Source organism: Proteus hauseri, from assembly GCF_004116975.1.
Taxonomy (GTDB): Bacteria; Pseudomonadota; Gammaproteobacteria; order Enterobacterales; family Enterobacteriaceae; genus Proteus; species Proteus hauseri.
The window spans coordinates 3,445,397-3,467,753 of sequence record NZ_CP026364.1 but is presented as its reverse complement, the minus strand read 5'-3'; the positions used below and the strand labels follow the sequence as shown (position 1 = coordinate 3,467,753).

The 22,357-nt window shown below is 39.0% G+C and carries 30 protein-coding genes and 1 pseudogene; 22 read left to right on the top strand and 9 right to left on the bottom strand.

All coding sequences use genetic code 11. The annotated features are described in order from the left end of the window. Window positions 1-19: 19 nt before the first annotated feature. The 3 genes from PH4a_RS15890 (at window position 20) to ahpF (ending at window position 3,080) form a co-directional block, all read left to right on the top strand. On the top strand, window positions 20-628 hold the full coding sequence (locus tag PH4a_RS15890) for a hypothetical protein (protein ID WP_129041140.1): 609 nt from the start codon (window positions 20-22) through the stop codon (window positions 626-628). Window positions 629-880: 252 nt separating this feature from the next. Further along, window positions 881-1,444, top strand: coding sequence for an alkyl hydroperoxide reductase subunit C (gene ahpC / locus PH4a_RS15885; RefSeq protein WP_064719985.1), 564 nt, complete (start codon window positions 881-883; stop codon window positions 1,442-1,444). Window positions 1,445-1,514: 70 nt separating this feature from the next. Beyond that, entirely contained in the window at window positions 1,515-3,080 is a 1,566-nt protein-coding gene (ahpF, locus tag PH4a_RS15880) for an alkyl hydroperoxide reductase subunit F (RefSeq protein WP_129041138.1), read from the top strand. A gap of 131 nt (window positions 3,081-3,211) precedes the next feature. Here ahpF and PH4a_RS15875 read toward each other — a convergent pair whose 3' ends face one another. The 4 genes and pseudogenes from PH4a_RS15875 to PH4a_RS15860 all read right to left on the bottom strand — a co-directional run bounded on the left by PH4a_RS15875 (window position 3,212) and on the right by PH4a_RS15860 (window position 5,320). Next, a complete protein-coding gene (locus PH4a_RS15875) occupies window positions 3,212-4,201 on the bottom strand; it encodes a phage integrase (protein WP_129041136.1) in 990 nt (329 codons plus the stop codon). Between the two features lie 66 nt (window positions 4,202-4,267). Beyond that, window positions 4,268-4,561: a helix-turn-helix domain-containing protein gene (locus PH4a_RS15870; RefSeq protein WP_129041134.1), complete on the bottom strand. Its 294-nt coding sequence runs from the start codon at window positions 4,559-4,561 to the stop codon at window positions 4,268-4,270. Between the two features lie 4 nt (window positions 4,562-4,565). Beyond that, window positions 4,566-4,855: pseudogene (locus PH4a_RS15865) on the bottom strand (helix-turn-helix transcriptional regulator). Window positions 4,856-5,020: 165 nt separating this feature from the next. Further along, window positions 5,021-5,320 carry a helix-turn-helix domain-containing protein gene (locus tag PH4a_RS15860; RefSeq protein WP_129041132.1) on the bottom strand — a complete coding sequence of 100 codons (300 nt, stop codon included), beginning with the start codon at window positions 5,318-5,320 and terminating at the stop codon, window positions 5,021-5,023. Between the two features lie 102 nt (window positions 5,321-5,422). On the opposite strand from PH4a_RS15860, the gene PH4a_RS15855 reads away from it, so the two are divergent. The 9 genes from PH4a_RS15855 (at window position 5,423) to PH4a_RS15820 (ending at window position 10,347) form a co-directional block, all read left to right on the top strand. Next, the gene (locus tag PH4a_RS15855) at window positions 5,423-5,683 is read left to right on the top strand and encodes a Cox family DNA-binding protein (protein ID WP_129041130.1); all 261 of its coding nucleotides are present in this window, start codon (window positions 5,423-5,425) and stop codon (window positions 5,681-5,683) included. Then, on the top strand, window positions 5,680-5,865 hold the full coding sequence (locus tag PH4a_RS15850; RefSeq protein ID WP_129041128.1) for a hypothetical protein: 186 nt from the start codon (window positions 5,680-5,682) through the stop codon (window positions 5,863-5,865). Before PH4a_RS15855 ends, PH4a_RS15850 begins: the two co-directional genes overlap by 4 nt. Beyond that, window positions 5,862-6,011, top strand: a complete 150-nt coding sequence (locus PH4a_RS18150; protein WP_161802127.1) for a hypothetical protein — start codon at window positions 5,862-5,864, stop codon at window positions 6,009-6,011. Before PH4a_RS15850 ends, PH4a_RS18150 begins: the two co-directional genes overlap by 4 nt. Before the next feature lie 8 nt (window positions 6,012-6,019). Beyond that, window positions 6,020-6,415 (top strand): DUF5347 family protein, encoded by a 396-nt coding sequence (locus PH4a_RS15845; protein WP_129041125.1) that lies wholly within the window; start codon window positions 6,020-6,022, stop codon window positions 6,413-6,415. Window positions 6,416-6,483: 68 nt separating this feature from the next. Then, the gene (locus PH4a_RS15840) at window positions 6,484-6,690 is read left to right on the top strand and encodes a DUF2732 family protein (RefSeq protein ID WP_223878651.1); all 207 of its coding nucleotides are present in this window, start codon (window positions 6,484-6,486) and stop codon (window positions 6,688-6,690) included. Further along, a complete protein-coding gene (locus PH4a_RS15835; RefSeq protein ID WP_129041123.1) occupies window positions 6,683-6,904 on the top strand; it encodes a TraR/DksA family transcriptional regulator in 222 nt (73 codons plus the stop codon). Before PH4a_RS15840 ends, PH4a_RS15835 begins: the two co-directional genes overlap by 8 nt. Window position 6,905: 1 nt before the next feature. Then, window positions 6,906-7,745, top strand: a complete 840-nt coding sequence (locus tag PH4a_RS15830; protein ID WP_129041121.1) for a DNA adenine methylase — start codon at window positions 6,906-6,908, stop codon at window positions 7,743-7,745. Further along, entirely contained in the window at window positions 7,745-8,068 is a 324-nt protein-coding gene (locus PH4a_RS15825; RefSeq protein WP_129041120.1) for a DUF5405 family protein, read from the top strand. The genes PH4a_RS15830 and PH4a_RS15825 overlap by 1 nt, the downstream gene beginning before the upstream one ends. Further along, window positions 8,068-10,347, top strand: coding sequence for a replication endonuclease (locus PH4a_RS15820; protein ID WP_244212905.1), 2,280 nt, complete (start codon window positions 8,068-8,070; stop codon window positions 10,345-10,347). The genes PH4a_RS15825 and PH4a_RS15820 overlap by 1 nt, the downstream gene beginning before the upstream one ends. Window positions 10,348-10,422: 75 nt before the next feature. On the opposite strand, the gene PH4a_RS15815 is transcribed toward PH4a_RS15820, so the two are convergent. The 5 genes from PH4a_RS15815 to PH4a_RS15795 form a co-directional block, all read right to left on the bottom strand. Continuing rightward, on the bottom strand, window positions 10,423-11,109 hold the full coding sequence (locus PH4a_RS15815) for a hypothetical protein (RefSeq protein WP_109910897.1): 687 nt from the start codon (window positions 11,107-11,109) through the stop codon (window positions 10,423-10,425). Then, the gene (locus PH4a_RS15810) at window positions 11,081-12,184 is read right to left on the bottom strand and encodes a hypothetical protein (RefSeq protein ID WP_129041118.1); all 1,104 of its coding nucleotides are present in this window, start codon (window positions 12,182-12,184) and stop codon (window positions 11,081-11,083) included. Before PH4a_RS15810 ends, PH4a_RS15815 begins: the two co-directional genes overlap by 29 nt. Next, window positions 12,184-13,188, bottom strand: coding sequence for a PD-(D/E)XK nuclease domain-containing protein (locus tag PH4a_RS15805; protein ID WP_129041116.1), 1,005 nt, complete (start codon window positions 13,186-13,188; stop codon window positions 12,184-12,186). Before PH4a_RS15805 ends, PH4a_RS15810 begins: the two co-directional genes overlap by 1 nt. Window positions 13,189-13,727: 539 nt before the next feature. Continuing rightward, window positions 13,728-14,756, bottom strand: coding sequence for a phage portal protein (locus tag PH4a_RS15800; protein ID WP_129041114.1), 1,029 nt, complete (start codon window positions 14,754-14,756; stop codon window positions 13,728-13,730). Continuing rightward, window positions 14,756-16,510, bottom strand: a complete 1,755-nt coding sequence (locus tag PH4a_RS15795) for a terminase ATPase subunit family protein (RefSeq protein WP_129041112.1) — start codon at window positions 16,508-16,510, stop codon at window positions 14,756-14,758. The genes PH4a_RS15800 and PH4a_RS15795 overlap by 1 nt, the downstream gene beginning before the upstream one ends. Before the next feature lie 169 nt (window positions 16,511-16,679). On the opposite strand from PH4a_RS15795, the gene PH4a_RS15790 reads away from it, so the two are divergent. The 10 genes from PH4a_RS15790 (at window position 16,680) to PH4a_RS15745 (ending at window position 22,334) form a co-directional block, all read left to right on the top strand. Beyond that, a complete protein-coding gene (locus tag PH4a_RS15790; RefSeq protein WP_129041110.1) occupies window positions 16,680-17,489 on the top strand; it encodes a GPO family capsid scaffolding protein in 810 nt (269 codons plus the stop codon). Between the two features lie 15 nt (window positions 17,490-17,504). Beyond that, window positions 17,505-18,632, top strand: coding sequence for a phage major capsid protein, P2 family (locus PH4a_RS15785; protein ID WP_129041108.1), 1,128 nt, complete (start codon window positions 17,505-17,507; stop codon window positions 18,630-18,632). A 29-nt stretch (window positions 18,633-18,661) separates the two neighbouring features. After that, window positions 18,662-19,330, top strand: a complete 669-nt coding sequence (gene gpM, locus PH4a_RS15780; protein WP_244212904.1) for a phage terminase small subunit — start codon at window positions 18,662-18,664, stop codon at window positions 19,328-19,330. Between the two features lie 74 nt (window positions 19,331-19,404). Then, on the top strand, window positions 19,405-19,860 hold the full coding sequence (locus PH4a_RS15775) for a head completion/stabilization protein (protein WP_129041103.1): 456 nt from the start codon (window positions 19,405-19,407) through the stop codon (window positions 19,858-19,860). Continuing rightward, on the top strand, window positions 19,860-20,066 hold the full coding sequence (locus tag PH4a_RS15770) for a tail protein X (RefSeq protein ID WP_129041101.1): 207 nt from the start codon (window positions 19,860-19,862) through the stop codon (window positions 20,064-20,066). Before PH4a_RS15775 ends, PH4a_RS15770 begins: the two co-directional genes overlap by 1 nt. 19 nt (window positions 20,067-20,085) lie before the next feature. Further along, the gene (locus PH4a_RS15765) at window positions 20,086-20,400 is read left to right on the top strand and encodes a phage holin family protein (protein WP_129041099.1); all 315 of its coding nucleotides are present in this window, start codon (window positions 20,086-20,088) and stop codon (window positions 20,398-20,400) included. Further along, window positions 20,393-20,794 carry a M15 family metallopeptidase domain-containing protein gene (locus PH4a_RS15760; protein WP_129041097.1) on the top strand — a complete coding sequence of 134 codons (402 nt, stop codon included), beginning with the start codon at window positions 20,393-20,395 and terminating at the stop codon, window positions 20,792-20,794. The genes PH4a_RS15765 and PH4a_RS15760 overlap by 8 nt, the downstream gene beginning before the upstream one ends. Then, a complete protein-coding gene (locus PH4a_RS15755; protein WP_129041095.1) occupies window positions 20,791-21,297 on the top strand; it encodes a lysis protein in 507 nt (168 codons plus the stop codon). Before PH4a_RS15760 ends, PH4a_RS15755 begins: the two co-directional genes overlap by 4 nt. Continuing rightward, window positions 21,272-21,712, top strand: a complete 441-nt coding sequence (locus PH4a_RS15750; protein WP_129041093.1) for a phage tail protein — start codon at window positions 21,272-21,274, stop codon at window positions 21,710-21,712. Before PH4a_RS15755 ends, PH4a_RS15750 begins: the two co-directional genes overlap by 26 nt. Beyond that, window positions 21,699-22,334: a phage virion morphogenesis protein gene (locus tag PH4a_RS15745; protein WP_129041091.1), complete on the top strand. Its 636-nt coding sequence runs from the start codon at window positions 21,699-21,701 to the stop codon at window positions 22,332-22,334. The genes PH4a_RS15750 and PH4a_RS15745 overlap by 14 nt, the downstream gene beginning before the upstream one ends. Window positions 22,335-22,357 lie beyond the last annotated feature (23 nt).

The following is a 22,357-nucleotide window of genomic DNA, read 5'->3' as shown; positions in this document are numbered from 1 at the left end:
ATTGACTGAGTAATAAATTATGCTTCTATGCACGCACACCAACTTACTAACACTATTACTACTAACAACAGTTTTACTGCCAATAACCTCTTTTGCTAATGATCTTTCAATTCTGCCACAAAAAGATCGTGTCGAATATTTCACTCAAGCACAACAAACAGGCATAACAGGATTAGCCATAAAAACAAAGCCAGTATTAGCTCGGCTTGCTCAAGAAGGTGAAGTTATTACCACTGTTATTAAAGGTGAAGGGGTTGAAACTATTTCTGCACCAGCGAAACAAGGTGACTGGGTTGTACAAAATATTTGCCCAGAAACGGGTAATGAAGAAATTTTAGTAAGAAAAGAGAAGTTTGCTCAACGTTACAATGCCGTTGAACAGAGCGAGGCAAAGATAAATTCTAACACGAATCAATATCAGCCATTTATCCCTAAAGGTGTTGAAATGAATTATTTTATTGTTCCTGACTCAACACCTGCTTTTGTTATGAAAGCGCCTTGGGGAGAGCTACAACGTTTTCAATCAGGTGATGCGGTTGTTCAATCCACTACTGATAGCCAAGATATTTATCGTATTCAAAAATCCGCGTTTGAGTGTACATATACAATTATTAAAAAAGCAAAATAAAATCAATAGATTATATTTTTTATTGCTGTAATTAATTTATAACATTGGTCAAGATAATTACTTGAGTTTATCAGCGCAATGAATAAATTATCTTTTATGATTGATATGCGTTATCAGCTACATATTGTTAACTTATCTCTATCAATTTCTTCAACTCATTAGGCAAAACCTATTGATACGATAGCGGGAATGTATTAGCTATTACCAAATGGAATAGGTACATTAGGTCCATACCAAACAGGAGGAAATACAATGTCTTTAATCAATACCCCAATCAAACCATTCAAAAACATGGCATTTAAAGACGGTCAATTCGTAGAAGTGACTGAAAAGGACGTCGAAGGCAAATGGAGCATTTTCTTCTTCTATCCAGCAGATTTTACCTTTGTTTGTCCAACTGAGTTAGGTGATTTAGCTGACCATTATGATGAATTTCAAAAAATGGGTGTAGAAATATTTTCTGTTTCTACAGACACTCATTTTACTCATAAAGCATGGCATAGCAGCTCAGAAACTATTGGCAAAATCAAATATGGCATGATTGGCGATCCAACAGGTGCATTAACTCGTAACTTCGAAAACATGCGTGAAAACGAAGGTCTTGCAGACCGTGGTACTTTTGTTGTTGACCCACAAGGTATTATTCAAGCAATTGAAATCACTGCTGAAGGTATTGGTCGTGATGCATCAGATTTGCTGCGTAAAGTTAAAGCGGCTCAATATGTAGCTAGCCACCCAGGCGAAGTTTGCCCAGCTAAATGGAAAGAAGGTGATGCAACTTTAGCTCCATCACTGGATTTAGTTGGTAAAATCTAAAAAAGAATTAAGCCACTAAAAAAGTTGTTTATCGGGTGTTTCGGCACCCGATTTTATTGAGGGTGCAAAAATGTTAGATAATAATTTAAAAGCTCAACTGAAAGCTTATTTAGAACGATTAACCCAGCCAGTTGAGTTAGTAGCAACATTAGATGACAGCAAACATTCTGTTGAAATTCAATCTCTATTAAAAGAGATTGAAATATTATCCGATAAAGTGACTTATCGTGAAGACAATAGCGCCAATGTGCGTAAACCATCTTTTCTTATCACCAATCCAGGGAAAGAAACAGGTGTTCGTTTTGCAGGTTCGCCACTAGGGCATGAATTTACATCATTAGTCTTAGCATTACTGCAAACAGGTGGTCATCCATCTAAAGAAGCACAAGATTTACTTGAACAAATTCGTCAGTTAGACGGTGAGTTTCATTTCGAAACCTATTATTCGCTCTCTTGTCATAACTGCCCAGATGTTGTTCAGGCATTAAACTTAATGGCGATTTTAAATCCGAAAATCACACACACTGCGATTGACGGAGGCATGTTCCAAAATGAAATTCAGGAACGTAATGTGATGGGCGTTCCTGCTGTATTCTTAAATGGTAATGAGTTTGGTCAGGGTCGTATGACACTCGCTGATATCGTTAATAAAGTAGATAGTAATGCAGAAAAACGTGCTGCTGAGGCTTTAAATAAGAAAGATGTTTTTGATGTTCTTATTGTCGGTAGTGGTCCAGCAGGTGCATCAGCAGCAGTTTATTCAGCACGTAAAGGCTTAAATACGGGCCTTATCGGTGAGCGTTTTGGTGGGCAAGTTCTTGATACTGTTGATATTGAAAACTATATTTCTGTACCCAAAACAGAAGGTGCTAAACTTGCAGGTGCATTAAAAGCGCATGTTGACGATTATCAAGTCGATGTAATTGATAGCCAAACTGTTAGTCGTTTGATCCCGGGGGTTTTAGAAGGTGATTTACACCAAATTGAAACTGCATCGGGTGCGACATTAAAAACACGTAGCTTAATTATTGCAACAGGTGCTCGTTGGAGAAACATGAATGTTCCCGGCGAAAATGAGTATCGTACTCGTGGTGTAACTTATTGCCCACACTGCGATGGTCCATTATTTAAAGGCAAAAGAGTTGCTGTTATTGGTGGTGGTAACTCAGGTGTTGAAGCCGCTATCGATTTAGCTGGCTTAGTAGAGCATGTCACTGTATTAGAATTTGCGCCAGAAATGAGAGCAGATGCCGTATTACAGAAAAAACTGCGTAGCTTAAGTAATGTTGAAATCATTTTAAATGCACAAACAACAGAAGTGTATGGTGATGGTACTAAATTAACAGGACTTAAATATAAAGATCGCACTAATGATTCTATGCATGATATCGCTTTAGCGGGTATTTTCGTTCAAATTGGCTTATTACCTAATACACAGTGGCTAGAAGGCACTGTTGAGCGTAATAAAATGGGCGAAATTATTGTTGATGCTCGTGGTGAAACGAATATTAAAGGTGTATTTGCAGCGGGTGACTGTACAACCGTTCCTTACAAGCAAATCATTATCGCAGCAGGAGAAGGTGCTAAAGCCTCACTCAGCGCCTTTGATTACTTAATTCGCACCACTGCAAAATAAGCAAATCTAAAATAATCAATATGTTATACAGAAAGGCGTCTTTTTTAAGATGCCTTTTTTTGTACATAAAATCATCAAAAAGGGCTAAAAAGTGCTCCTAAGCATTCAAGTGTGGACAATATGTGGACACTCTAAACCAGTAATTCTGTACACCCTTTCAATGGGTTATATTGAATCGCATCTTGTAAGAAGTCTGGAGCAAAGTGTGCATAGGTCAACGTTTGTTGCAAATTAGAGTGTCCTAAGATGCGTTGTAACGTAATAATACTTCCGCCGTTCATCATAAAATGCGTGGCGAACGTATGACGTAATGCGTGCGTTGCCTGACCTAATGCCATACTCGGTTTCACTTTTTTAATTGCTCTACGAAACATATCATAAGACGTTTCAGTAAAGAGCAATCCTGATTTCTTTGTACAAATCATGTCTGCAACAGCTTGAGAAATTGGTACAATTCTTGGCTTATTGGTTTTGGTGTACGTAAATCTCACCTTATTTTGGATCACATGTTCACGTTTTAGTTTGAGCGCTTCACCCCAACGGGCGCCAGTACTTAAACAGAGAACGGCAACTTTTAGGTTGTCACCTTTCAATAATGCTAATAATTGCTGAATTTCCTCATCTGTTAGATATGACATTTCTGTTGTTTGCTGTTTTAATCGTGATATTCCTTGAACGGGATGTTTGCTTAAAAAGAAATCCGTTTTTTTAAGAGCGGTAAACATGCCACTGAGTGCGGATATATCTCTATTTATCGTTGAGGCCTTTACGCCAGAGGCCAGTCTAAGCTCACGATAGAGTACCAATTGCTTATCGGTTAATTGGCAAACAGGGGGATTATTCAGTGATTCAGCAATACGTCTCACCCTTAGATGTGTCATTCTTCCATAAGGTGTATTTTTGCCGAACACTTCCCACCAAATATCAATTAAATCGCTAAGAGGGCGAATATCGGTTGATGTTTCTACCCAATCTTTTGTTTGCTGATTAGCCAGTGAATAACGTTCAAATAAAATTGCTTCTTGCTTCTTTTCAAAGCGTCGTCTGATCCGTTTTCCGTGACGGCCAGCCGGTCTAATGTCCACTTCATATTGACCATTTTCGAGTTTCTTAATTGTCATAAGAAAGCCCTCCAATGGAACAAATACTTTGCGAATCAATAAATTCACAAAATGCTTGATGTATTGTTATCCAATTTTCTTTTCTGAGTGGGATGATTGCATGTTGTCTTGCCCACTGTGTGCGAGAGCTGGTGCGATTTGCCCAGCATCGGGATTCACTTCATCAAACATAAACCAGTCTCGATACTTTCTAAATTGTAGATGTTTGAAGAACTTCATTGCAGATTCTAAAGACATTTTAGCTTTTCCACTTTCATAACCATGATAAGTAACATAATTAATACCAACTAAATCTGCCGCTTGTTTAACATTTAGTCTTTCTGATTCACGTATGAGCTTTAGTTTTTCATTATCGTACATTGAATTATCCTATTTTTTTGTCTGGGTTTATTTCTTCCATTCTATCGTGTGCCAGTGCCGGCGCGATTTGCCCAGCATCAGGATTCACTTCATCGAACATAAACCAGTCTCGATATTTCCTGAAGATTTGGCGGAAAAGATTTTCACACCTGATTCAAACGTCATTTTCGATTTGTCACTTTCATAACCGTGGTAGGTTGCATAATTTAGCCCAACCAAATCAGCGAGTTCCTTTTTTGTCATCTGTTCGGAGTTACGCATTAATCGTAATTTCTCACCTTGTGATCTTGACATTATGTGGAGTTCTCCATATTGCATTGAGTGTTAGATGTTTCCTTGCAATAAAGCAAAGAGTCCCAAAGCGCCTGATATAAGGAGGGTAGCAGTTGTCATAAGAAAGCCCTCCAATGGAACAAATGCTTTGCGAATCAATAAATTCGCAAAATGCTTGATGTATTGTTATCCAATTTTCTTTTCTGAGTGGGATGATTGCGTGTTGTCTTGCCCACTGTGTGCGAGAGCTGGTGCGATTTGCCCAGCATCGGGATTCACTTCATCGAACATAAACCAATCTCGATACTTTCTGAATCGTGGATGTTTAAATAATTTCATGCCAGCTTCCATAGGCATTTTAGCTTTTCCTGTTTCATACCCATGATAGGAATAGTAGTTTAATCCAACTAAATCAGCGACTTCCTTTACTTTTAGTCTTTCTGACTCACGAATTAATTTTAATTTCTCGCCTTGATCTATTGACATTTATTGGAAGATCTCCAATTATAAAACCAGATATTACACTCTTTTGCAATAAAGCAAAGAGTCCCAAAGCGCTATAAAGCGCCCGATATAAGAGGGTAGCAGATGAGAGAGAAAATCGTAAGTCTGTCAGATGGTGTGACTGAGGAAAAATTTGCTGAATTAATTGGTAAGCCGGCAAGTGCAGTTGCAGATATGCGCAAAGCAGGAAAATTACCCATTATTCAAATGAAAAGACCGGGTTCAAGTAGAGCCGAAAACTATGTTTATCTGCCTGCATGGAATCACGGTTTAAAGATGGCTTATGAATCTTTGCCAAAAGAGATGCGTGACGGTTGGTTAGTGTGGTTAGGGCTGAAATCATGATACGACAAATAACTGAGCATAGTTTTCTGTATCGTGGCTTTACGATTATTAAGTTACCAAGAAAAGCAGTAACACCGATAACTCGTTATCACGTTTGGTTAGATGATCAGTCATTCGGTAAGTTTGATGCAATGGCAGAAGCAACTAACTATATCGACTTATTAAAAGGTGACATTCAATGAACCAATTAATTAAGCAAAGAAATAAATATAAATTAAGCAGTGAATCTTTTACTAATAAAAGTAAAAAGTATTCAAAAGCTGATAAAGCAACACTGGTTTTATGTGCCATTGTTATTGTTTCGTTTCTTGTGAAAGTTTCTATTTAGATGTTGTTATGAATGCCACGGAGCTTATTCAAGCAAGAGAGCAACTACAAGGCAATGATGATTTTTATCAGTCTAAAGTTGTAAAGCACTATCGCAATGATGGTCTTTCATTTGATGAGCGCGTCAGTGGTATGAATAAAACAGCAGAAGTTAGGGCTGATTTATTAAGTAAGTTAAATAAAAATAGTGATGATATTTTGATTGGTGAGTTTCTTGATTATTTAAGAAATGAAAATAACCGTATATATCAGATGATTTATTACCTTGCTGAGATAGAAAAAGAAAAGAACGGGATAGATTATTTATTATTAAAGAAGAAAGACAAAATAAAAATAATTAATGGACTTCATCAAATAAAAGTATTGAGCGCATTAATCCCAAATAAATTAGTAATGCCTATTTAATTACACCTAAAAAATAAATGACATTTATTTGTCAGGACTTTTTATATCTGATTATCAGAGGTCTGATTATGTCTAAAGAAAGTGATGTAACCGATTTAATTAATGCCGTTCGAGAAGATGAAAGAAAATCTCGGGCGGTTCTTTTTTCTGCCCGTTTACGCAAATTAGCATCAAAAGCACTAAGTGAACGAATGGAGCCCTCACAAGTATTTCAATTATTAGAAGGTGAAGCCGAGTCTATCGAACATCAAGCACAGGAATGGAATTATGTCTAAAGAAATCGATTTAGCCTGCGAACAATCACAGTTATTGCTTGATAAACAAATAAAAGCAGTAACGGGGCGTTACGTCGGTGTATCAGCGTTTGAATTTGAAGATTGCGGTCGTGAAATACCCGAAAAGCGTCGTATTGCAGTAATGGGATGTATCTGCTGTGCGGATTGTCAGACGGTGTATGAATTGAAATCTAAGCATTATCGGAGTGTGTGAAATGGAGAATAAAACCATTCTGAAATGGGCTGGCTCAAAAGCTCGTATCATGGATAAATTAATCCCGCATTTGCCAAAAACAAAGCGCTTAGTTGAACCGTTTGCGGGTTCTTGTGCTGTTATGATGAATACGGAATATAACGAATATTTAATTGCAGATGCCAACCAGGATTTAATCAACGTATATGAAATCATAGCAATACAATATCTAGAAGACACGGCTAATAATCCTGCGCAAAGATATTTTTTATCTGAACTCGGTCGGATATTCGAAAATGGGAATAATAAAGAAACATATTACGAATACAGACAAAATTTTAATGAGAGTAATAAAGCAAAGCTAAATGCAGCATATTCATTTATTTATCTAAATCGTCATTGCTTTAATGGGTTATGCCGATATAACGAAAAAGGTGAATTTAACGTACCATTTGGAAAATATAAAAATGTTTATTTTCCAGAAAAAGAAATTTATCAATTTGCTGAAAAAGCCACTAATGCCATTATCGCCTGTTTAGAATGGCAAGATACTTTATCACTCGTTGACTTTGAGGATGGTGTTTATTGTGATCCTCCATATATGGGTGATGAGAAATGTTTTACTAAATATCATCACACTGATTTTACTCACGCTCATCAAATTGAATTAGCTCAAGCGTTAAAGGCATTAAACCAATCGCAAGGTAACCCGATTACCGTCTCTAATTCAATTCACGCCAAAGAGCTGTATGCCGACCTCGGTTTTATTATTCACGAGATTGATGCGCCTCGTTCTATTTCTGCAAATGGAAATCGCCAATCAGCAAAAGAAATTATCGCCGTATTGCCGGAGCTGTGCTGATGGAACAGGGCTATGTTGATATTCAAGATCCAAAAAATGGGGTGCATATTACTGGCACCCGTTTTGCTATCGTTTATTGGAAAAAACAATTTGGGTTAATTGAAGTAACCTTTATTGATGGTCGTGTGCGCCGTGAAGTGATTGCGTGGTATGACTCTGCGGTAAATGTGACGGCTGGCGTTGTTGGCGCACATGTGAGTCGTGTTATTTGTGCAGAAATTCAGTCTATCTCTGAATTGATAGAGATAATGACTCACGTTGCTAAACTGTGCGAAACAGCCATTGAAATTATTGATCCGAAGCGTTTAGGCGGTGTGCTGTAATGGCTAGCCGTCCGATTGATTTTTCTCAGCCTCCTGTTTCCTATCCTGCTGATATGCAATGGACATATTGGTGGAATGGGAAACAGCACGAACCGGTTGTTTATGAAAGACCGCTTACCCGTGAGCAATTGGCTCAGGGGCAAGCGATTTTATTCGATATTGAAAAGCTGCCTCGTTTTCTTAAATCCCGCTTATTTAAATACATCGAACATCTTAGAAAAGAGAAAACACCTAAAGAAGTTCATAACTGGCTGGTGTTTAAGTTTCATAAAAGTGTCTATCAGCGTTTGCAAGCTGTTAATGCGCGTTATGGTTTAGCGAAAGATAAGCGTCAATTCTTGTTAGATAGAGATTTTGATCAAGCCATGTTCTTTAATCGCTTGCCCGATGCGCATGACAAAATATTGCGTCATATGGCGAAGTCATTCGCGAATGCGTGTGACAACTTATTCGATGAATTAGCTGATCAGGCAATTGCTGAAAACAACGGTGATCGTGAGGTTTTACTTAACCTAAAAGTGATTAACCCTATTTACCAACAATTAGGACAGTTAATTACCTATTTGCATGTAACGCCGTTGTTTTGGGGGAAGGCTCAAAAAGGGAAATTAACACCCGAAGATGCACTATCAGGATTGAGTCGGTTAACGAATGAAGATTGGTGGTTTAAAAAGTTAAAAGCTCATCGTCAGCGTTGGCGTGAGTCTTTGCATATTGCTTTTGGTGATGTGAATTCAGATAAGACGCCTTACGCCAGTAAAAATGCAGTACGTGAAGTCAGAGCGCAACGTTTAGCAAATATGAATTATCTTGAAATGATGGATATTCAAGACGTTGAATCGGGTGATCGCTTTGATTTAATGGAAAAAGTATTAGCAAGTATCGCTAACCCTAAAATTCGCCGTATGGAATTAATGGCGCAAGCCGCAGGCATTCAAAAAGTTGCAGAAGAAAGGGGCGATATTGGTTTATTTATCACCTTAACCACACCTTCAAAATACCATCCCACCAAGCAAATTAACGTTTCTAAAGATGAGAAAAAGAAAAAAGTTCTCATTAACGAGAAATGGAATAACAGCGCATACACTCCGAAAGACGGTCAACGTTATTTAGTGAAAGTTTGGGCGAAAATTCGCACCGCTTTTAAAGATAACGATATTAACGTTTACGGGATTAGAGTTGTTGAGCCACATCATGATGCAACACCACATTGGCACATGATGATGTTTCTGGATAAATCTCAACGTGCATCAGCGATTGAGATCATGCGTAAGTACGCCCTTGAAGAAGATGGTGAAGAACGGGGCGCAAAGAAACACCGTTTTGAAGCAAAGCATTTAAATAAAGGCGGTGCTACGGGTTATCTCGCGAAATACATTTCAAAAAATATCGATGGTTATGCGTTAGAGGGTGAAGTTGATGACGAGTCGGGAGAGTTATTAACCGAAGTTGCATCAGCCGTTACCGCGTGGGCATCAACTTGGCGTATTCCTCAATTTCACATGTTTGGCTTACCGTCTAAAGGCGTATGGCGTGAGTGTCGCCGTGTCCGAGGTGTAAGTATCGCTGATAAGTTGGGTGATATAGCGGAAAAAGTAAGAGCGTCTGCCGATGCGGGGGATTTCGCTGCTTATATCGAGCACCAAGGGGGTCCTAACGTTAAGCGTAACCTACAAACGTTATTAGTCGCTCGTACTGTTGCCGATGAGCCGAACTCTTATGATGAAGAAGTGATGCGCGTTATTGGGCTATGTTCACCATTGAAAAGCGGGGATTTAGTAAAAACGCGTGAGCGTCAGTATCGTTTAGTCCGTAAATCTAAGCAGGATATTGAGGCAATTGAGCATAAGCGTAAGTCAGAAACGGGTCGTGTTTTGACTTTAAAAAGCGCGATCAGCGCGCCTCGGAGTCCTGTCAATAACTGTGGATCGGGCAGTTCACCTGATATTAAAAACCCACACGATAGGGGCTTAAAATCGCCCGTATGGGGGATTTCTGAGCCTGATGTTTTTGACCTACGTTCACAATATAGCGATTGGGAAAAATCATTTGGCGAGGTTTTAGTGCATAAAAAGGGTCAGCGAATAATTTCAACGGTGTCATTAAGTGAAAATCAGGCACGTTTGATACCTGAATTCAAAGCCTTTGCCGAAAAAATGGGGTTGGATTTACCACCAGACACAATGTGGTCAATGGTGATGAACGGTATGCGTCTTAATTATGGCGATGAAGTGATTTGGTTTGATGGTAGTAGGGTGCAGATTTCATCAAAGAAATAACAAATAACCATTTGAATTTTATAAAAATAATTAACGGTATCTTTAACTAGTTACCGTTAATTTTAGAATAAATACTTATATTTCAGCATAAGTTTTTAATAATGAATTGAAAAGTAGATCCGTTACATCTCTCTCATGTTTAGTTTCTATAGTTACTAATCCTGTTCGAGATATTTTAACTTTTCCTGAGTAGTTAGGATGTAGCATTGAAATATGAACTTTATCAATTCTGGGAGGTTTTTCATTATTGAATGATTTTTCGTAGTATTTTCGTAAATCTTTACTGCTTGAAATTTGCATTCTAGCTAAGGCATGTTCATCAACTTTTATTTGTGATAATTCTAGTTGAACTAGTTCTAAAGGAGTTATTTTTGATATTGAATTAACCCAGAGTAGAGGGTCAATATTCATATCGTCTAAACTAACACCTAAACCTAAAGCTTTTACCATATTTATAGCGAATGGTTTTAATGTTCTAGGTGGGTTAATTATAGCTATTATTGGTAATGCCTTTTCCGTGATATAAAATTCTACGATTCTATATTCAATACGTTCAAATGTTGTAGCCTCTCCATATAAAACAGGTATAACCTCTTCAGAAATTATTTTCTCAACAAATCTGCCTGTTACCTCATTATCTCTAACTTTATCAAATATAAATCCTTTTCCTTTAATATCAGTATAAGTTAATGATTTCATTTTTTGAACTATTTCTGTTATTGATAAGGAAACATTAAGAAACATCCACTTTATTTTCTTCATTTTCGCCTCCTTCAGATTTGGGGTTTAACTTTTTATATGCTTTTTCTGCAGAATCTTCGATTAATTTACCAATGCTTTTCTTTTCGATTTCTTTTGCACTTCTAGTTGTTACATTTAATTTACCTTTACTAAAGTTATTTATACCTTTTATATTATAAGCAAAGTCTGTACATAATTCTGAATTCTTAAAAAAAGCTTCTAGAATTATTCTATCTCCATTACTTGATGATGGAATACTAGCCCATGAAACTTTACTTATATAATAACCTTTCTTATGAAGATCAGAAAATATTGATGATGAGTTGACGGATTCTCCTTTTAAAACAGCTTTTTTAACATATCCAGTATCAATAGCTTCATCATCATCATTTTCAAAATCGTGATTGCTAAGCCGATTAACCTCTATATTATTAACATCTTCAACATCATACCCTTCAATACCATGCATTAGGTCATGAAAAAATTGACTGCGTAAATGAGGACTTGTTACTGAACGTAATTCTATTTCAAATCTTGATATTTCTTCATTTTTTATTGTAGCAAGTTGAGTTTCTATTAATTTTGCGAGTTCTTTTGCTTTCTCATTTTGAGGCATCCTTATGTCAACTTCATCCTTATTTATAGAAAAATCTAATTTAACACTTTTTTTATCAATTTGTCTGAGTGCGGTTCTAGATAAATCAATGTCATCATAATGTAATTCAACAGAAAGCCCCCCATCTTTTTTTGTTGTTATTTGAAATACTTCAGATTTTGTTTTTGGATAGCTTTTTTTAATTGTCTCTATAGCTTCTTTTATTTCTTTTTGATCAGTTGTTGTGGATAGAGATATTTTAGTTGAACTTTCTTTTGGGTCATAGGTCTGAATTCTATTTTTTATTTCTTGTAGATCAATAAATCCGTGAGGTAATTTACACACCTCTTCGATTAAAATCTCTTTATCTAATCTATCTGAAATAATAATTCCTTTTCTTAATAAAATATCTTGTAACATAGAAATTGTTATGCGTTTATGATGAAGCGCATCATAAATATTTTTTTCGGTAGCGTAATATAAAGTATTAGTGGAATTCATTATCTAATCCCCATTCCAATTTCTTCTAGGTTAAAATTAACAATAGTTGTTTCGCACATTTCCATGTTGATTTTTTTAAAGAAACGTTCTTGTTCACCTAGTAACCAGCAAGAACTATATTTCTTTTTAGCATTAATGAAATTTTGAGGTGCTTCAATGTGAGGATGAGCATGGACTAATCTGATATCTATCTTTTTATTTTCTGTTAGAATTTGAAAGTTTGATAGCATATCAAAAAAATATACGAACTCATCAACGCTACTTCCTTCTTGGTTATAGTATATAACATAGCCTTCTTCACGAATTTCTTCACCATAACTAAATGATTCATATTTTATGATAAGATATGATGAAGTCAGAGCTTCAATAGTAGCTGGAGTTGATTTATTTAAGGGGTGCTTTAATCGAGTTAGTGACATATCAGGGTAATAAAAATAATATTTATCAGGGTGTGGTAATTTACCTTCACCTGATAAATATTTAATATCAAAAGCAATATTTATCAAATCAAAAATTTTAAATGGATCAAGTAAATATATTTTCTGTCCTATAGGTAATGTTAATTTGGAAATATCAACATTTTTCATTATTGAATTATAAAAGTCAGCATCATATAATTGATCATGATTATAAAGAAATAATAATCCTCTAACATTAAAACCTAATGAGTCATCTTCCAGATATTTTTTTCGCCATTCTTCATTTGAATTAGCACATTCTACTGCTAAAGATAATGAAATTAAAGCAGACTCTACACCACCTTTTTTAATTGAATTTTTACTATAGCTTTTTAAGTCGGTATTTAAATATACAACTTCTTCTTCATATGGGTTTGTATAATAAAAAACAACATCACTTGGGTGAGTTTCTTTTTCATGGGCTTTAGTTTCACAAGGCCAGTTCATGTCCTCGCGAAGTGCTCTTTTCCATTTGAATACAGTGAATATTTTTTGAGTTATTAGATTAGCTACACGTTGGATTGCTGCTGTTTCTCCGCCAGCCATACAGACTCCTTAATGGTTGATTGTTTTTAAGAATAAATGATAACAAAAATTTATTAATTATTAATCTTATAAATTGAACTTCTATCTATTCTTAGATGTATATCTATTTTTTGCATGTGATTGCATAGAATTGCATAAGAAAAAACCTTTAATAAGATATCACGTATCATCCTAGTAAATAGTGCTTGAGAGGCCTATATATCTGCACAAAAACCGACACATTTAGTGCGCGGGCGTGGCGGGGTCACGATTGCGTTTTGAGGGGGTTAAAAACATTATTCCTCGCAAATTTCCGGAGCGTAGAGCGATTAAAACAAGAAAAAGATATCTGATGCCAAATAAATTACATGCGCTTAAAATGGATTGTAGGAGCATTGAATACGGGTTTAAAAGGGTGAAAATTAGGCGGATTCGCCTTATCAGGGGGTGAAGGGTATAATAGAATTGGGTCACTATTATTATTAGTCAGACCGATACTTATACCTTACAGGTAAAAAAATACCGCCAGTGTCGGCGGTATTGTTCTTTGTGCGGTGAGGTTACTCATCATCTAATGTGTACTTATCAAACTTAATCACTTCTTCACCTAGCCAATCATTAATCTGTAATATCTTGCTTTGCAGTGGCGCCAACTCATTACGAAAGAAAACCTTTGCCGCTTTTTCTACGTCACCAAAGCCCCCAGTATTTTGTGGAATGATCCCCATCATTTGAGGCGGTACGCGGTGAGCCGCTAACATATCGTCACGGCTGACATTCTTGATATTAAGAAATTCATCTTTTGCCGCAATCTCACTTAGTGGAATAACTTGTACCCCGTCTTTCTTGCCGTTCGGAGCATTGATAAGTAAATTACGAAAATTGCCGGGGCCTTTGGAATTTTTCATTGCATCACGAATTTTATCAATATCACTTGGCGTTTGTGAGGCATCACTAATGTATAAAATAAATCCGGCATGGCTACCATTACGATAATACTTAAGGCGGAATAGGGTAGCAGCTTCATTAAGTAACACTGACATGGTGGACGCCAGATATTCTGGTAACCCGTATAACTCTTGATTTAAATCGGGTTCGTATAACTGAAACACGCTACCGAGTTTAAACTCATAAGGCTGTGAGTCATAGCCATAACGCACAAACCAATAACTATCATCAGCAACACCACGGCGAGTATATTTTGCTAACGTTGGTGTGAGTTTTAATAAATTACCTGCCATATTATTACGTCGTTCAAGATAGGCATTGCCAAAGGTTAAAAAGTCGAGCGCAAACCGGCTAAAGTCTAACTTAGAGAGAAAACGGTTAGGCTGGAACGTACTCACTAAGATATTACGTTTGACATAAATCGCACTGCTATGATGAGTCGCCGCACGAAACAGTTTTGATAACCCATCAAAGCTAATCGGTGGCTCATACCAATTATCAATTTGCGCACACTCCAGATAATCAAAAATTTCTCGTTTATCTAACACCGGAACGGGATCACCAAAGGTAAAAGCTTCCATGCTGTTATTGGCGGTTGCCGTTTGTTGTGCTTTAAAACTTTTTTTATTTTTACGGCTCATCAATAAATCTCCACAATATTATTACTGTTCTCGGTGGTGCCAGTTAAGGGTTCGTTGAAGAGGGCGTGCATTGTTGCCCATGCAAGGTCAGCATGTCCGCTTTCTTCACTGCGTGAGGCTTCATAAGTAGGGCGGTTACCGCTTCCGGTGGTCGTACGGCGAATGGAAGTAAAAGACTGAATGATATCAACGTACTGCGCATCGAACTCTAAGCGTCCGTGACTAATCACGTCATAAGCTTTAATGACTAAAGCATTTTTGACATTCGGGTTATAAATAAACTCACGCGCAGCAGGAAAAAACTGGATGACATTTTGATAAACACCATGACCTAAGCCCGTGGTATCAATGCCCATATATTCCACATAGAAACGTTCGGTGATTTTTTTAATGGCGTCAGCTTGTGCGCGAAAATCCATGCCTCGCCATTGATGGCGTTCTAATATGCGGAATTTTCCTCCTGGTACTTTCGGCGGAGCGATAACCACACAACCGGCACTATCACCATTTTCACCGCCTTTGCTGGGGTCGTAACCTACCCAAACCGGATCATATCCATAAGGGCGTAGCGCTAATGGTTGAATGTCATCCCACACCTCCCAACTGTCCACCATGCAATTTTGCATCATGTTAAAGTTGAATAGGGATTCGATATCATCCATAAAGTGACACATTAACAGGTTGTTATATTCGTCTGGGCTATACTCTTTTTTGAGTTGCTCTAAATCGAATAAATCACAACCGCCTCGTAGTGCATCTTCAATATTGACGATTTGTCGCCATTGCCCATCCTCACATAAACGCCCATTGACTAACGCTTCATGTGAGATATCAATATCAACTCTGTCTTCTTTTTTGCGTCCACGGTTATATAGCTTGCCCGACCAAAACGGGTACGCTTCATGGCTCATGGTTGACGGTGTTGAAAAGTAGGTTTGTCGCCAATGTTTTTGTATGGCCATGCCCGAAGTGACTTTACGTAACTCCTGAAATTTAGGGATCCAAAAGGTTTCATCAAGATATAAATTGCCGTGATAACTTTGTGCTGTGCGGGCGTTAGTGCCGAGGAAATAGAGCGTTGCACCGTTACTTAACATCAGTGGGTCGCCTTTTAATTCAACATCAACCTCTAATGCCATTTTGATAATGTATTCACGGAACATATAGGCTTGTGCTTTACTGGCAGATAAGAAAACTTGATTACGTCCTGTGGTCAGTGCGTCAATAAAGGCTTCTCGCGCAAAGTAGAGTGTTGCGCCGATTTGACGGGACTTTAAAATATTGCGAATGCGATGATGACCGGCGCGATACCACACCTTTTGATATTCAAATAACTTATCACGAAAGATATCTTCCAGTTTTTCAATTTGTTCTTCTGAAAAGAAGTTTTTCTCTGGTTGACGGCGCTCGCCTTTATTGCGGTTGGCAATCTTAGGGTTAAGGTCAGTTTCATTACCGCCGTTTTGATATTTTCTGATCCGTGCCATGCGTTCAAGTTGACGCCCTAATAAGTCAATTTCTTTAAAATCTTTGCCTTCTTTGCTCTCTTTTAAAATCAGATGGCAATAACGCGCTTCAACAGTTAATTCTGCGCGTTCGGTTGGATTAATTTCATCCCAATTATCACGGCGTTTCCAACTGTGAATAGTGGACGCCTTTTCGCCTAGCGATCCCGCTATGCGAGCAATGCGGTAACCTGAAAAATACAGGTGCATTGCTTTTTTTCGGTTATCAATAGTCGTTGTAATAGCCATTGCACAATCACTATTTCTTGCTTAAGTTATGGCGAGTCTATCAACCGTCTGGAACGGATCCGCTGGCTTCCCTTTGTGCCATTTCTCAAACAAGCCTTATCCATTGTTTAACGCCCCTTTTAACCGACAACATACAGACCAACGAATAAACGGCAGTCTGGAGTAGTGCATGTCGAAGAAATCAAAACCGGTTCGTCTTTGTGTTGAAGGGGCGACAACGGACGGGCGTCGAGTTGACCGCGAATGGTTAACCCAAATTGCGAAAAACTTTGATCCCGCGGTTTATGGTGCGCGAGTGAATATCGATCACTATAACTATTCATGGGCACCACGCTTTGGTGATGTGGAATTGGTGTATACCGAGGAAATCAAAAAAGGAACACTAGCGGGTAAATTGGCATTATACGGCGTGATCAGTCCAACACCGGAATTAGTAGAACTCAATAAAAAACGTCAAAAAGTTTATACCTCTGTTGAAATCAACCCGAGTTTTTCAGATACCGGTGAAGCCTATCTGGTCGGTCTTGCAGTGACCGATAACCCTGCGAGTTTAGGCACTGAAATGTTGCAATTTAGTGCCAATGCACAAAGTAGCCCACTTTCAGAACGCAAACAAAGCAAAGATAACGTCTTTACTGCCGCAGAAGAAACGCATCTCGAATTTACTGACGAAAAGCCTGAAAACGATAAGCCGGGTCTTTTTAGCGTCATTAAAGAAATGTTTTCTAAAAAGCAACACAGTGATGATGCGAGATTTACCGATGTGCATCAGGCGGTAGAGCTGTGCGCCAAAGAAGTGCAAACCCTTTCAGCAGAAATTACCGCATTAAAAAACGCAGACCAAAGCGAAGCGGTAAAAGCACTTACGCAACAACTCACGGAATTAAAAGCCCAATTTGAAAATACAGACGCCTCGTTCTCGCATCGTCCGCCGGCAACGGGTGGCGAAAATAACGGTGAAGTGCTGACGGATTGCTAAGGTAGTGAACAAACCATGAAAAAAGAAACTCGTTTTAAATTTAATGCATATATGACGCAATTAGGGACAATTTATGGTGTCACGGCACAAGAGTTTAGCGATACCAAAGTACCAATTGAACCGTCTGCTGCTCAAAAATTAGAAACTACGATCCAGCTATCGGCGGAATTTTTAACGCACATTAATATTGTGCCGGTTGATGAGCAAGTCGGTGAAGCCATTGGTTTAGGTATCGGTTCGACTATCGCGGGAACCACTGACACAACAACAAAAGACCGTGAAACAAGCGATCCGATTAAGCTGACAAAAAATAGCTACCATTGCCAGAAAACCAATTACGACACCCACCTTGAATATTCGAAAATTGATATGTGGGCGAAGTTTGCCGACTTTCAAACCCGTATCCGCGATGCGATTATCCGCCGTCAGGCATTAGACCGCATTATGATTGGTTTTAATGGTACGCACCGTGCAGATAACTCTGATCGTACAAAATATCCCTTACTGCAAGATGTGAATTCAGGTTGGTTACAAAAAGTGCGAGAGCGTGCGCCAGAGCATGTGATGGGCAGTATTACGCAAAACGGTAAAACAACAGCCAAACCGGTTTATGTTGGTAAAGGGCGCGCGTATCAAAATTTCGATTCGTTAGTTCAAGACACCATTGATAAGGCAATTGATCCTGAATATCAGGACGATACTGGGCTTGTTGTGATTTGTGGGCGTAAATTATTAGCAGATAAATATTTTCCACTGGTCAATAAAGACCAAAATAACAGTGAAAAACTGGCGGCAGATACCATTATTAGCCAGAAACGTATCGGCGGTTTACCGGCTGTACGTGCGCCATTCTTCCCTGAAAATGCCTTTTTTATTACTCGTCTTGATAACTTGTCGATTTATTTCCTTGCGGATTCTCGTCGTCGCCAAGTGCTGGATAATGCAAAACGTGATCGCATCGAAAACTACGAGTCAGTGAATGAAGATTTCGTAGTTGAAGATTTTCGTGGTGTGGCATTAGTTGAAAATATCGTTTGCGAAAATGCCGAAGAAACACCACCCGAAACCACAGACATTATCGCCTCTGAAAATGACATCGTTACAGTCGATAAAGCGGTGACGAAAGAGACTCTGGTTGAATAAACGCTTACTGAAAATAAAAAGGCGAAATAATGTTATCTCCGTGGGAAAAACACCGCATGAGCCTAAATGCGCAACAGTCCACCCAATTGGGTGGGCATGTTAGTCGCAACACGAAAGGCTATCACATGATGCTGTTACGTCTTGCGACAGATAAAAAAGAACTAAAACATTTTCAGTCACGCGAACGCAAAGAAGCTTATAAACGCCATATATTAGCCAATTATCAGCCGTGGGTTGATGGGGCGTTGTCCGGTGGTAGCGGTGTGCAAGATGATGTCTTAATGACGATTTTGCTTTGGAAAATTGATGCAGGTGATTATGAGGGTGCGTTAGATATTGCCGTTTATGCATTAGCTAACCGTTTAGTGATCCCCGGTGTTAACCGCACCACGGGCACGGTGATTGCCGAAGAAATTGCCGATTCGGCAATGCGAGCGTATGCCGTGAAATCACCGGTATCTTTAGCAACGTTAGAGCGTACACGCGCCTTGACCGATGATGAAGATATGCCCGATGAAGTAAGAGCAAAACTCTACAAAATCTTAGGGTTAGTGCTACGCGATAATAATCGACCACAAGAAAGCTACTGCGTATTAAGTCGAGCCTTAGAGTTAAATATTAATGTCGGGATAAAAACCGAATTAAAACAACTCGATAAAGTGCTAAAAGCCCAGCGTGACGCTGAAAAAGCATTGTGACACCACGTCAGGGCGGCACGGAAAAAGCCACTCGCTTTCTTTCGTCCACCGCCCACCTATTTTAAGGTTTTCTTATGGATTATGTTTCTGCTAACCCTGTGCCACAAAAAGACGAAACCATTAAAAATAATGGTTTTTTCCCTGATATTCAAACTCGTGATTTTCAATTGCAAACTCGCGTCGATGGTACGGTGACACCGGAGCGACTAAAAAGCACGTTACTGAACGCCATAATTGAAGTGAATCGCGAGTTGTATCAGTGGCGCATTGGTCAATCTGTGAAAACATTAAAAGACGTGCCCGCAGAACAGATTAACGGTGAAAGTGAACTGATGATTTTATATCAGCGTGCGGTGTTCTGTTTTGCAAAAGCCAGTTTAATCGAACGTTATCGCGATATTGATACCACCGCACAAGGTAATAAAAAAGCCGACACCATGACACCGGTGATTGATGAAGTGTGGCGTGATGGTCAATGGGCTTTACAACGAATCAAAGGGGAAACCCATAACACGGTGGCGCTTATCTAATGCGGATTTACACCCAACAAGGGGATACCGTCGATGATATTTGTTGGCGTTACTTTGGTCAGTCATCCGGCATGATTGAGCAAGTGTTAGAGGTAAATCCGGGGCTGGTTGAATTAGGGGCAATATTACCCACCGGCACCGCGATTGAGTTACCTGATGCACCCCAACAACACAGCACCACACCGATTTTACAACTTTGGGATTAACCCCTTTAAGGGGAAAGGTATGAAGAAGATGCCCTATAAAGATCCAAATAATATGAATTGGCTGACAGCGTTATTAGTTAGCTTAATGGCGCTCTTTGGCAGTATCGCCAGTTATGCCAACAAGGTATTAAAAGGGGAACCGTTCCGCTTTGGCATTTTAATTGCACAAATTATTGTTTCCATGTTTGCGGGTATGTTTGTCCTGTTGGGTGCCAGTTATTTTCAATGGCAAATAGAGATAGCGGGTAGCTTTGCTGGCATGGCTGGCTGGTCGGGTGCTGCATTGGTGAGTGCATTAGAAAAACAATTCTTAAGGAAGGCATCAGGTGAGTAAATTTATCTTCAGTCAGCGCAGTAAAAATAACCTTATTGGCGTTAACCTGTTATTAGTGAAAATTGCTCATCGTGCATTAGAAATCTCTACGGCGGATTTTGCAGTAATAGAAGGTGTTCGCACACTTGAAAAGCAACAAGAAAACGTTAAAAAGGGCGTTTCAAAAACAGTAAACAGCCGTCATTTAACAGGCGATGCCATTGATATTTTACCCTCTGCCATTAAACCGGGGATGGAATGGCAACCGCATTTTTTTGAGCCAGTCTTAATGGCATTTAAACAAGCCGCAGATGAAGAAGGGCTGATATTACGTTTTGGTAAAAACTGGAAGCGTGATCCGACTTTATCCGTTGAAACCGGCTTTCCTGATTACCCTCATATCGAGATCCCATGATGAAAAGGAACGTACTGTTTATCATTGTCGCGGGCGTGATGGGCTTGCTACTGATATTTAAGTTTGATGCCTTGCTCACTGAGAATAGCCAGCTTAAGGGTGACAATCTCGCTCTTAAGCGAAATGTTATCAGTCATCAAGACGCTATTGAACGCTATCAGAAAGAACTTACTCGCTTATCAGAACTGGATAAAAAACACACAAAGGCGCTAACCGATGCAAAAAATGATATTAACCAGCTTAATGATGAGTTGCGCAATAATACTAAACGGGTGTACATCAAAGCCGATTGCCCCAACCCCGATAATCGTACCGCCGCCACCGCCGGCATGGGTGATGCACCCCCCGCACGACTTACCGAAACAGCTCAACAAGATTATTTACGTCTCCTCGAAATGATGGCAGAAAATAGGGCACAAACGGAATATTTGATTGATTATACAAACCGATTATTACAATACATCAATAAGTTAAACTATGAAAAAGCCTGCAAGCCTACGTGATACCTTAATTAATAAAGTGAGCTATTTAGGGGATAACCCCGATAGGCTCTACACCTTTATTGACGGTGGGGCGATTGTGGCAACCGGTGCCCGCAGTCAATCTTATGAGTATCAATACAATCTCAATATTATTATTGATGATTATCCCGGTGACCAAGATGTGTTAATGGCGGTGATCATTGGTTGGATTGAACAACACCAGCCTGATATTTTTCTCAATCCCGATAAACGGCAAAGTCATTTTACCTTTGATGCCTTTATTGATAGCAACCAGACCGCCAGTATTAGCATTGATTTAAAGCTGACTGAGCGTGTCCTTGTCAATGTGCAAGCGGATAAACTCATTGTTGGTGCCATTGAAGAGCCGGCTGATCCGTTTGAAAGTTGGGAGAGCGTAGCTCATGAACGCCAATGATTTCAGCCCATTAACCCAAGCATTAGCCGCTATGTTGGCAAAAGCGTCACCCAATGCCCGTAAAAAATTGGCCCGTGAAATTGCCCGTGATTTACGCAAAAGCAATTTACAACGTATTCGCGCGCAAAAAAATCCCGATGGAACGGCATTCACCAAACGCAAGGCCTCAACGGTTACCGTTCTACGAGGAATGAAATTTGTCTGGAAAGGGCAACCGCGCAGTTTAAAAAATTGGCGATTACGTAAAACGAAAAAGGGCGAGGTGATCACCGGCTATGATTTAGAAAAGAGAGCTGAACGTAGTTTTTATAAGCGCGATATTCTGCGTTTTATTGAAGTAAAAAAAGACAAAATCAGCACCGCAAAACCCAATAAACAGACTCGCATGTTTAAGCGTCTAGCCACCGCCCGTTATTTGCGCATGTCGGCTAATGATAAAGGTGTCTCCCTCTCTTTTGCCCCTCAAGTTGCGGGCATTGCTGCGGTGCATCATTACGGTTTAAAAGAGCGTGTGCGGGGTAAGTCATTAGAAATTCAATACCCTGAAAGAAAGCTATTAGGCTTTTCACCGGCAGATATTAAACATATCGAAAATCAATTACTGACATTCCTTTCCCGTTAATTGTCCTGTCTTTGAAACAATTC

Excerpts from the sequence above, each read along its gene's own strand:
- PH4a_RS15890 (WP_129041140.1), top strand. The coding sequence starts at position 20 with ATGCTTCTATGCACGCACACCAACTTACTAACACTATTACTACTAACA.
- ahpC (WP_064719985.1), top strand. The coding sequence starts at position 881 with ATGTCTTTAATCAATACCCCAATCAAACCATTCAAAAACATGGCATTT.
- ahpF (WP_129041138.1), top strand. The coding sequence starts at position 1,515 with ATGTTAGATAATAATTTAAAAGCTCAACTGAAAGCTTATTTAGAACGA.
- PH4a_RS15875 (WP_129041136.1), bottom strand. The coding sequence starts at position 4,201 with ATGACAATTAAGAAACTCGAAAATGGTCAATATGAAGTGGACATTAGA.
- PH4a_RS15870 (WP_129041134.1), bottom strand. The coding sequence starts at position 4,561 with ATGTACGATAATGAAAAACTAAAGCTCATACGTGAATCAGAAAGACTA.
- PH4a_RS15860 (WP_129041132.1), bottom strand. The coding sequence starts at position 5,320 with ATGTCAATAGATCAAGGCGAGAAATTAAAATTAATTCGTGAGTCAGAA.
- PH4a_RS15855 (WP_129041130.1), top strand. The coding sequence starts at position 5,423 with ATGAGAGAGAAAATCGTAAGTCTGTCAGATGGTGTGACTGAGGAAAAA.
- PH4a_RS15850 (WP_129041128.1), top strand. The coding sequence starts at position 5,680 with ATGATACGACAAATAACTGAGCATAGTTTTCTGTATCGTGGCTTTACG.
- PH4a_RS18150 (WP_161802127.1), top strand. The coding sequence starts at position 5,862 with ATGAACCAATTAATTAAGCAAAGAAATAAATATAAATTAAGCAGTGAA.
- PH4a_RS15845 (WP_129041125.1), top strand. The coding sequence starts at position 6,020 with ATGAATGCCACGGAGCTTATTCAAGCAAGAGAGCAACTACAAGGCAAT.
- PH4a_RS15840 (WP_223878651.1), top strand. The coding sequence starts at position 6,484 with ATGTCTAAAGAAAGTGATGTAACCGATTTAATTAATGCCGTTCGAGAA.
- PH4a_RS15835 (WP_129041123.1), top strand. The coding sequence starts at position 6,683 with ATGTCTAAAGAAATCGATTTAGCCTGCGAACAATCACAGTTATTGCTT.
- PH4a_RS15830 (WP_129041121.1), top strand. The coding sequence starts at position 6,906 with ATGGAGAATAAAACCATTCTGAAATGGGCTGGCTCAAAAGCTCGTATC.
- PH4a_RS15825 (WP_129041120.1), top strand. The coding sequence starts at position 7,745 with ATGGAACAGGGCTATGTTGATATTCAAGATCCAAAAAATGGGGTGCAT.
- PH4a_RS15820 (WP_244212905.1), top strand. The coding sequence starts at position 8,068 with ATGGCTAGCCGTCCGATTGATTTTTCTCAGCCTCCTGTTTCCTATCCT.
- PH4a_RS15815 (WP_109910897.1), bottom strand. The coding sequence starts at position 11,109 with ATGAAGAAAATAAAGTGGATGTTTCTTAATGTTTCCTTATCAATAACA.
- PH4a_RS15810 (WP_129041118.1), bottom strand. The coding sequence starts at position 12,184 with ATGAATTCCACTAATACTTTATATTACGCTACCGAAAAAAATATTTAT.
- PH4a_RS15805 (WP_129041116.1), bottom strand. The coding sequence starts at position 13,188 with ATGGCTGGCGGAGAAACAGCAGCAATCCAACGTGTAGCTAATCTAATA.
- PH4a_RS15800 (WP_129041114.1), bottom strand. The coding sequence starts at position 14,756 with ATGAGCCGTAAAAATAAAAAAAGTTTTAAAGCACAACAAACGGCAACC.
- PH4a_RS15795 (WP_129041112.1), bottom strand. The coding sequence starts at position 16,510 with ATGGCTATTACAACGACTATTGATAACCGAAAAAAAGCAATGCACCTG.
- PH4a_RS15790 (WP_129041110.1), top strand. The coding sequence starts at position 16,680 with ATGTCGAAGAAATCAAAACCGGTTCGTCTTTGTGTTGAAGGGGCGACA.
- PH4a_RS15785 (WP_129041108.1), top strand. The coding sequence starts at position 17,505 with ATGAAAAAAGAAACTCGTTTTAAATTTAATGCATATATGACGCAATTA.
- gpM (WP_244212904.1), top strand. The coding sequence starts at position 18,662 with ATGTTATCTCCGTGGGAAAAACACCGCATGAGCCTAAATGCGCAACAG.
- PH4a_RS15775 (WP_129041103.1), top strand. The coding sequence starts at position 19,405 with ATGGATTATGTTTCTGCTAACCCTGTGCCACAAAAAGACGAAACCATT.
- PH4a_RS15770 (WP_129041101.1), top strand. The coding sequence starts at position 19,860 with ATGCGGATTTACACCCAACAAGGGGATACCGTCGATGATATTTGTTGG.
- PH4a_RS15765 (WP_129041099.1), top strand. The coding sequence starts at position 20,086 with ATGAAGAAGATGCCCTATAAAGATCCAAATAATATGAATTGGCTGACA.
- PH4a_RS15755 (WP_129041095.1), top strand. The coding sequence starts at position 20,791 with ATGATGAAAAGGAACGTACTGTTTATCATTGTCGCGGGCGTGATGGGC.
- PH4a_RS15750 (WP_129041093.1), top strand. The coding sequence starts at position 21,272 with ATGAAAAAGCCTGCAAGCCTACGTGATACCTTAATTAATAAAGTGAGC.
- PH4a_RS15745 (WP_129041091.1), top strand. The coding sequence starts at position 21,699 with ATGAACGCCAATGATTTCAGCCCATTAACCCAAGCATTAGCCGCTATG.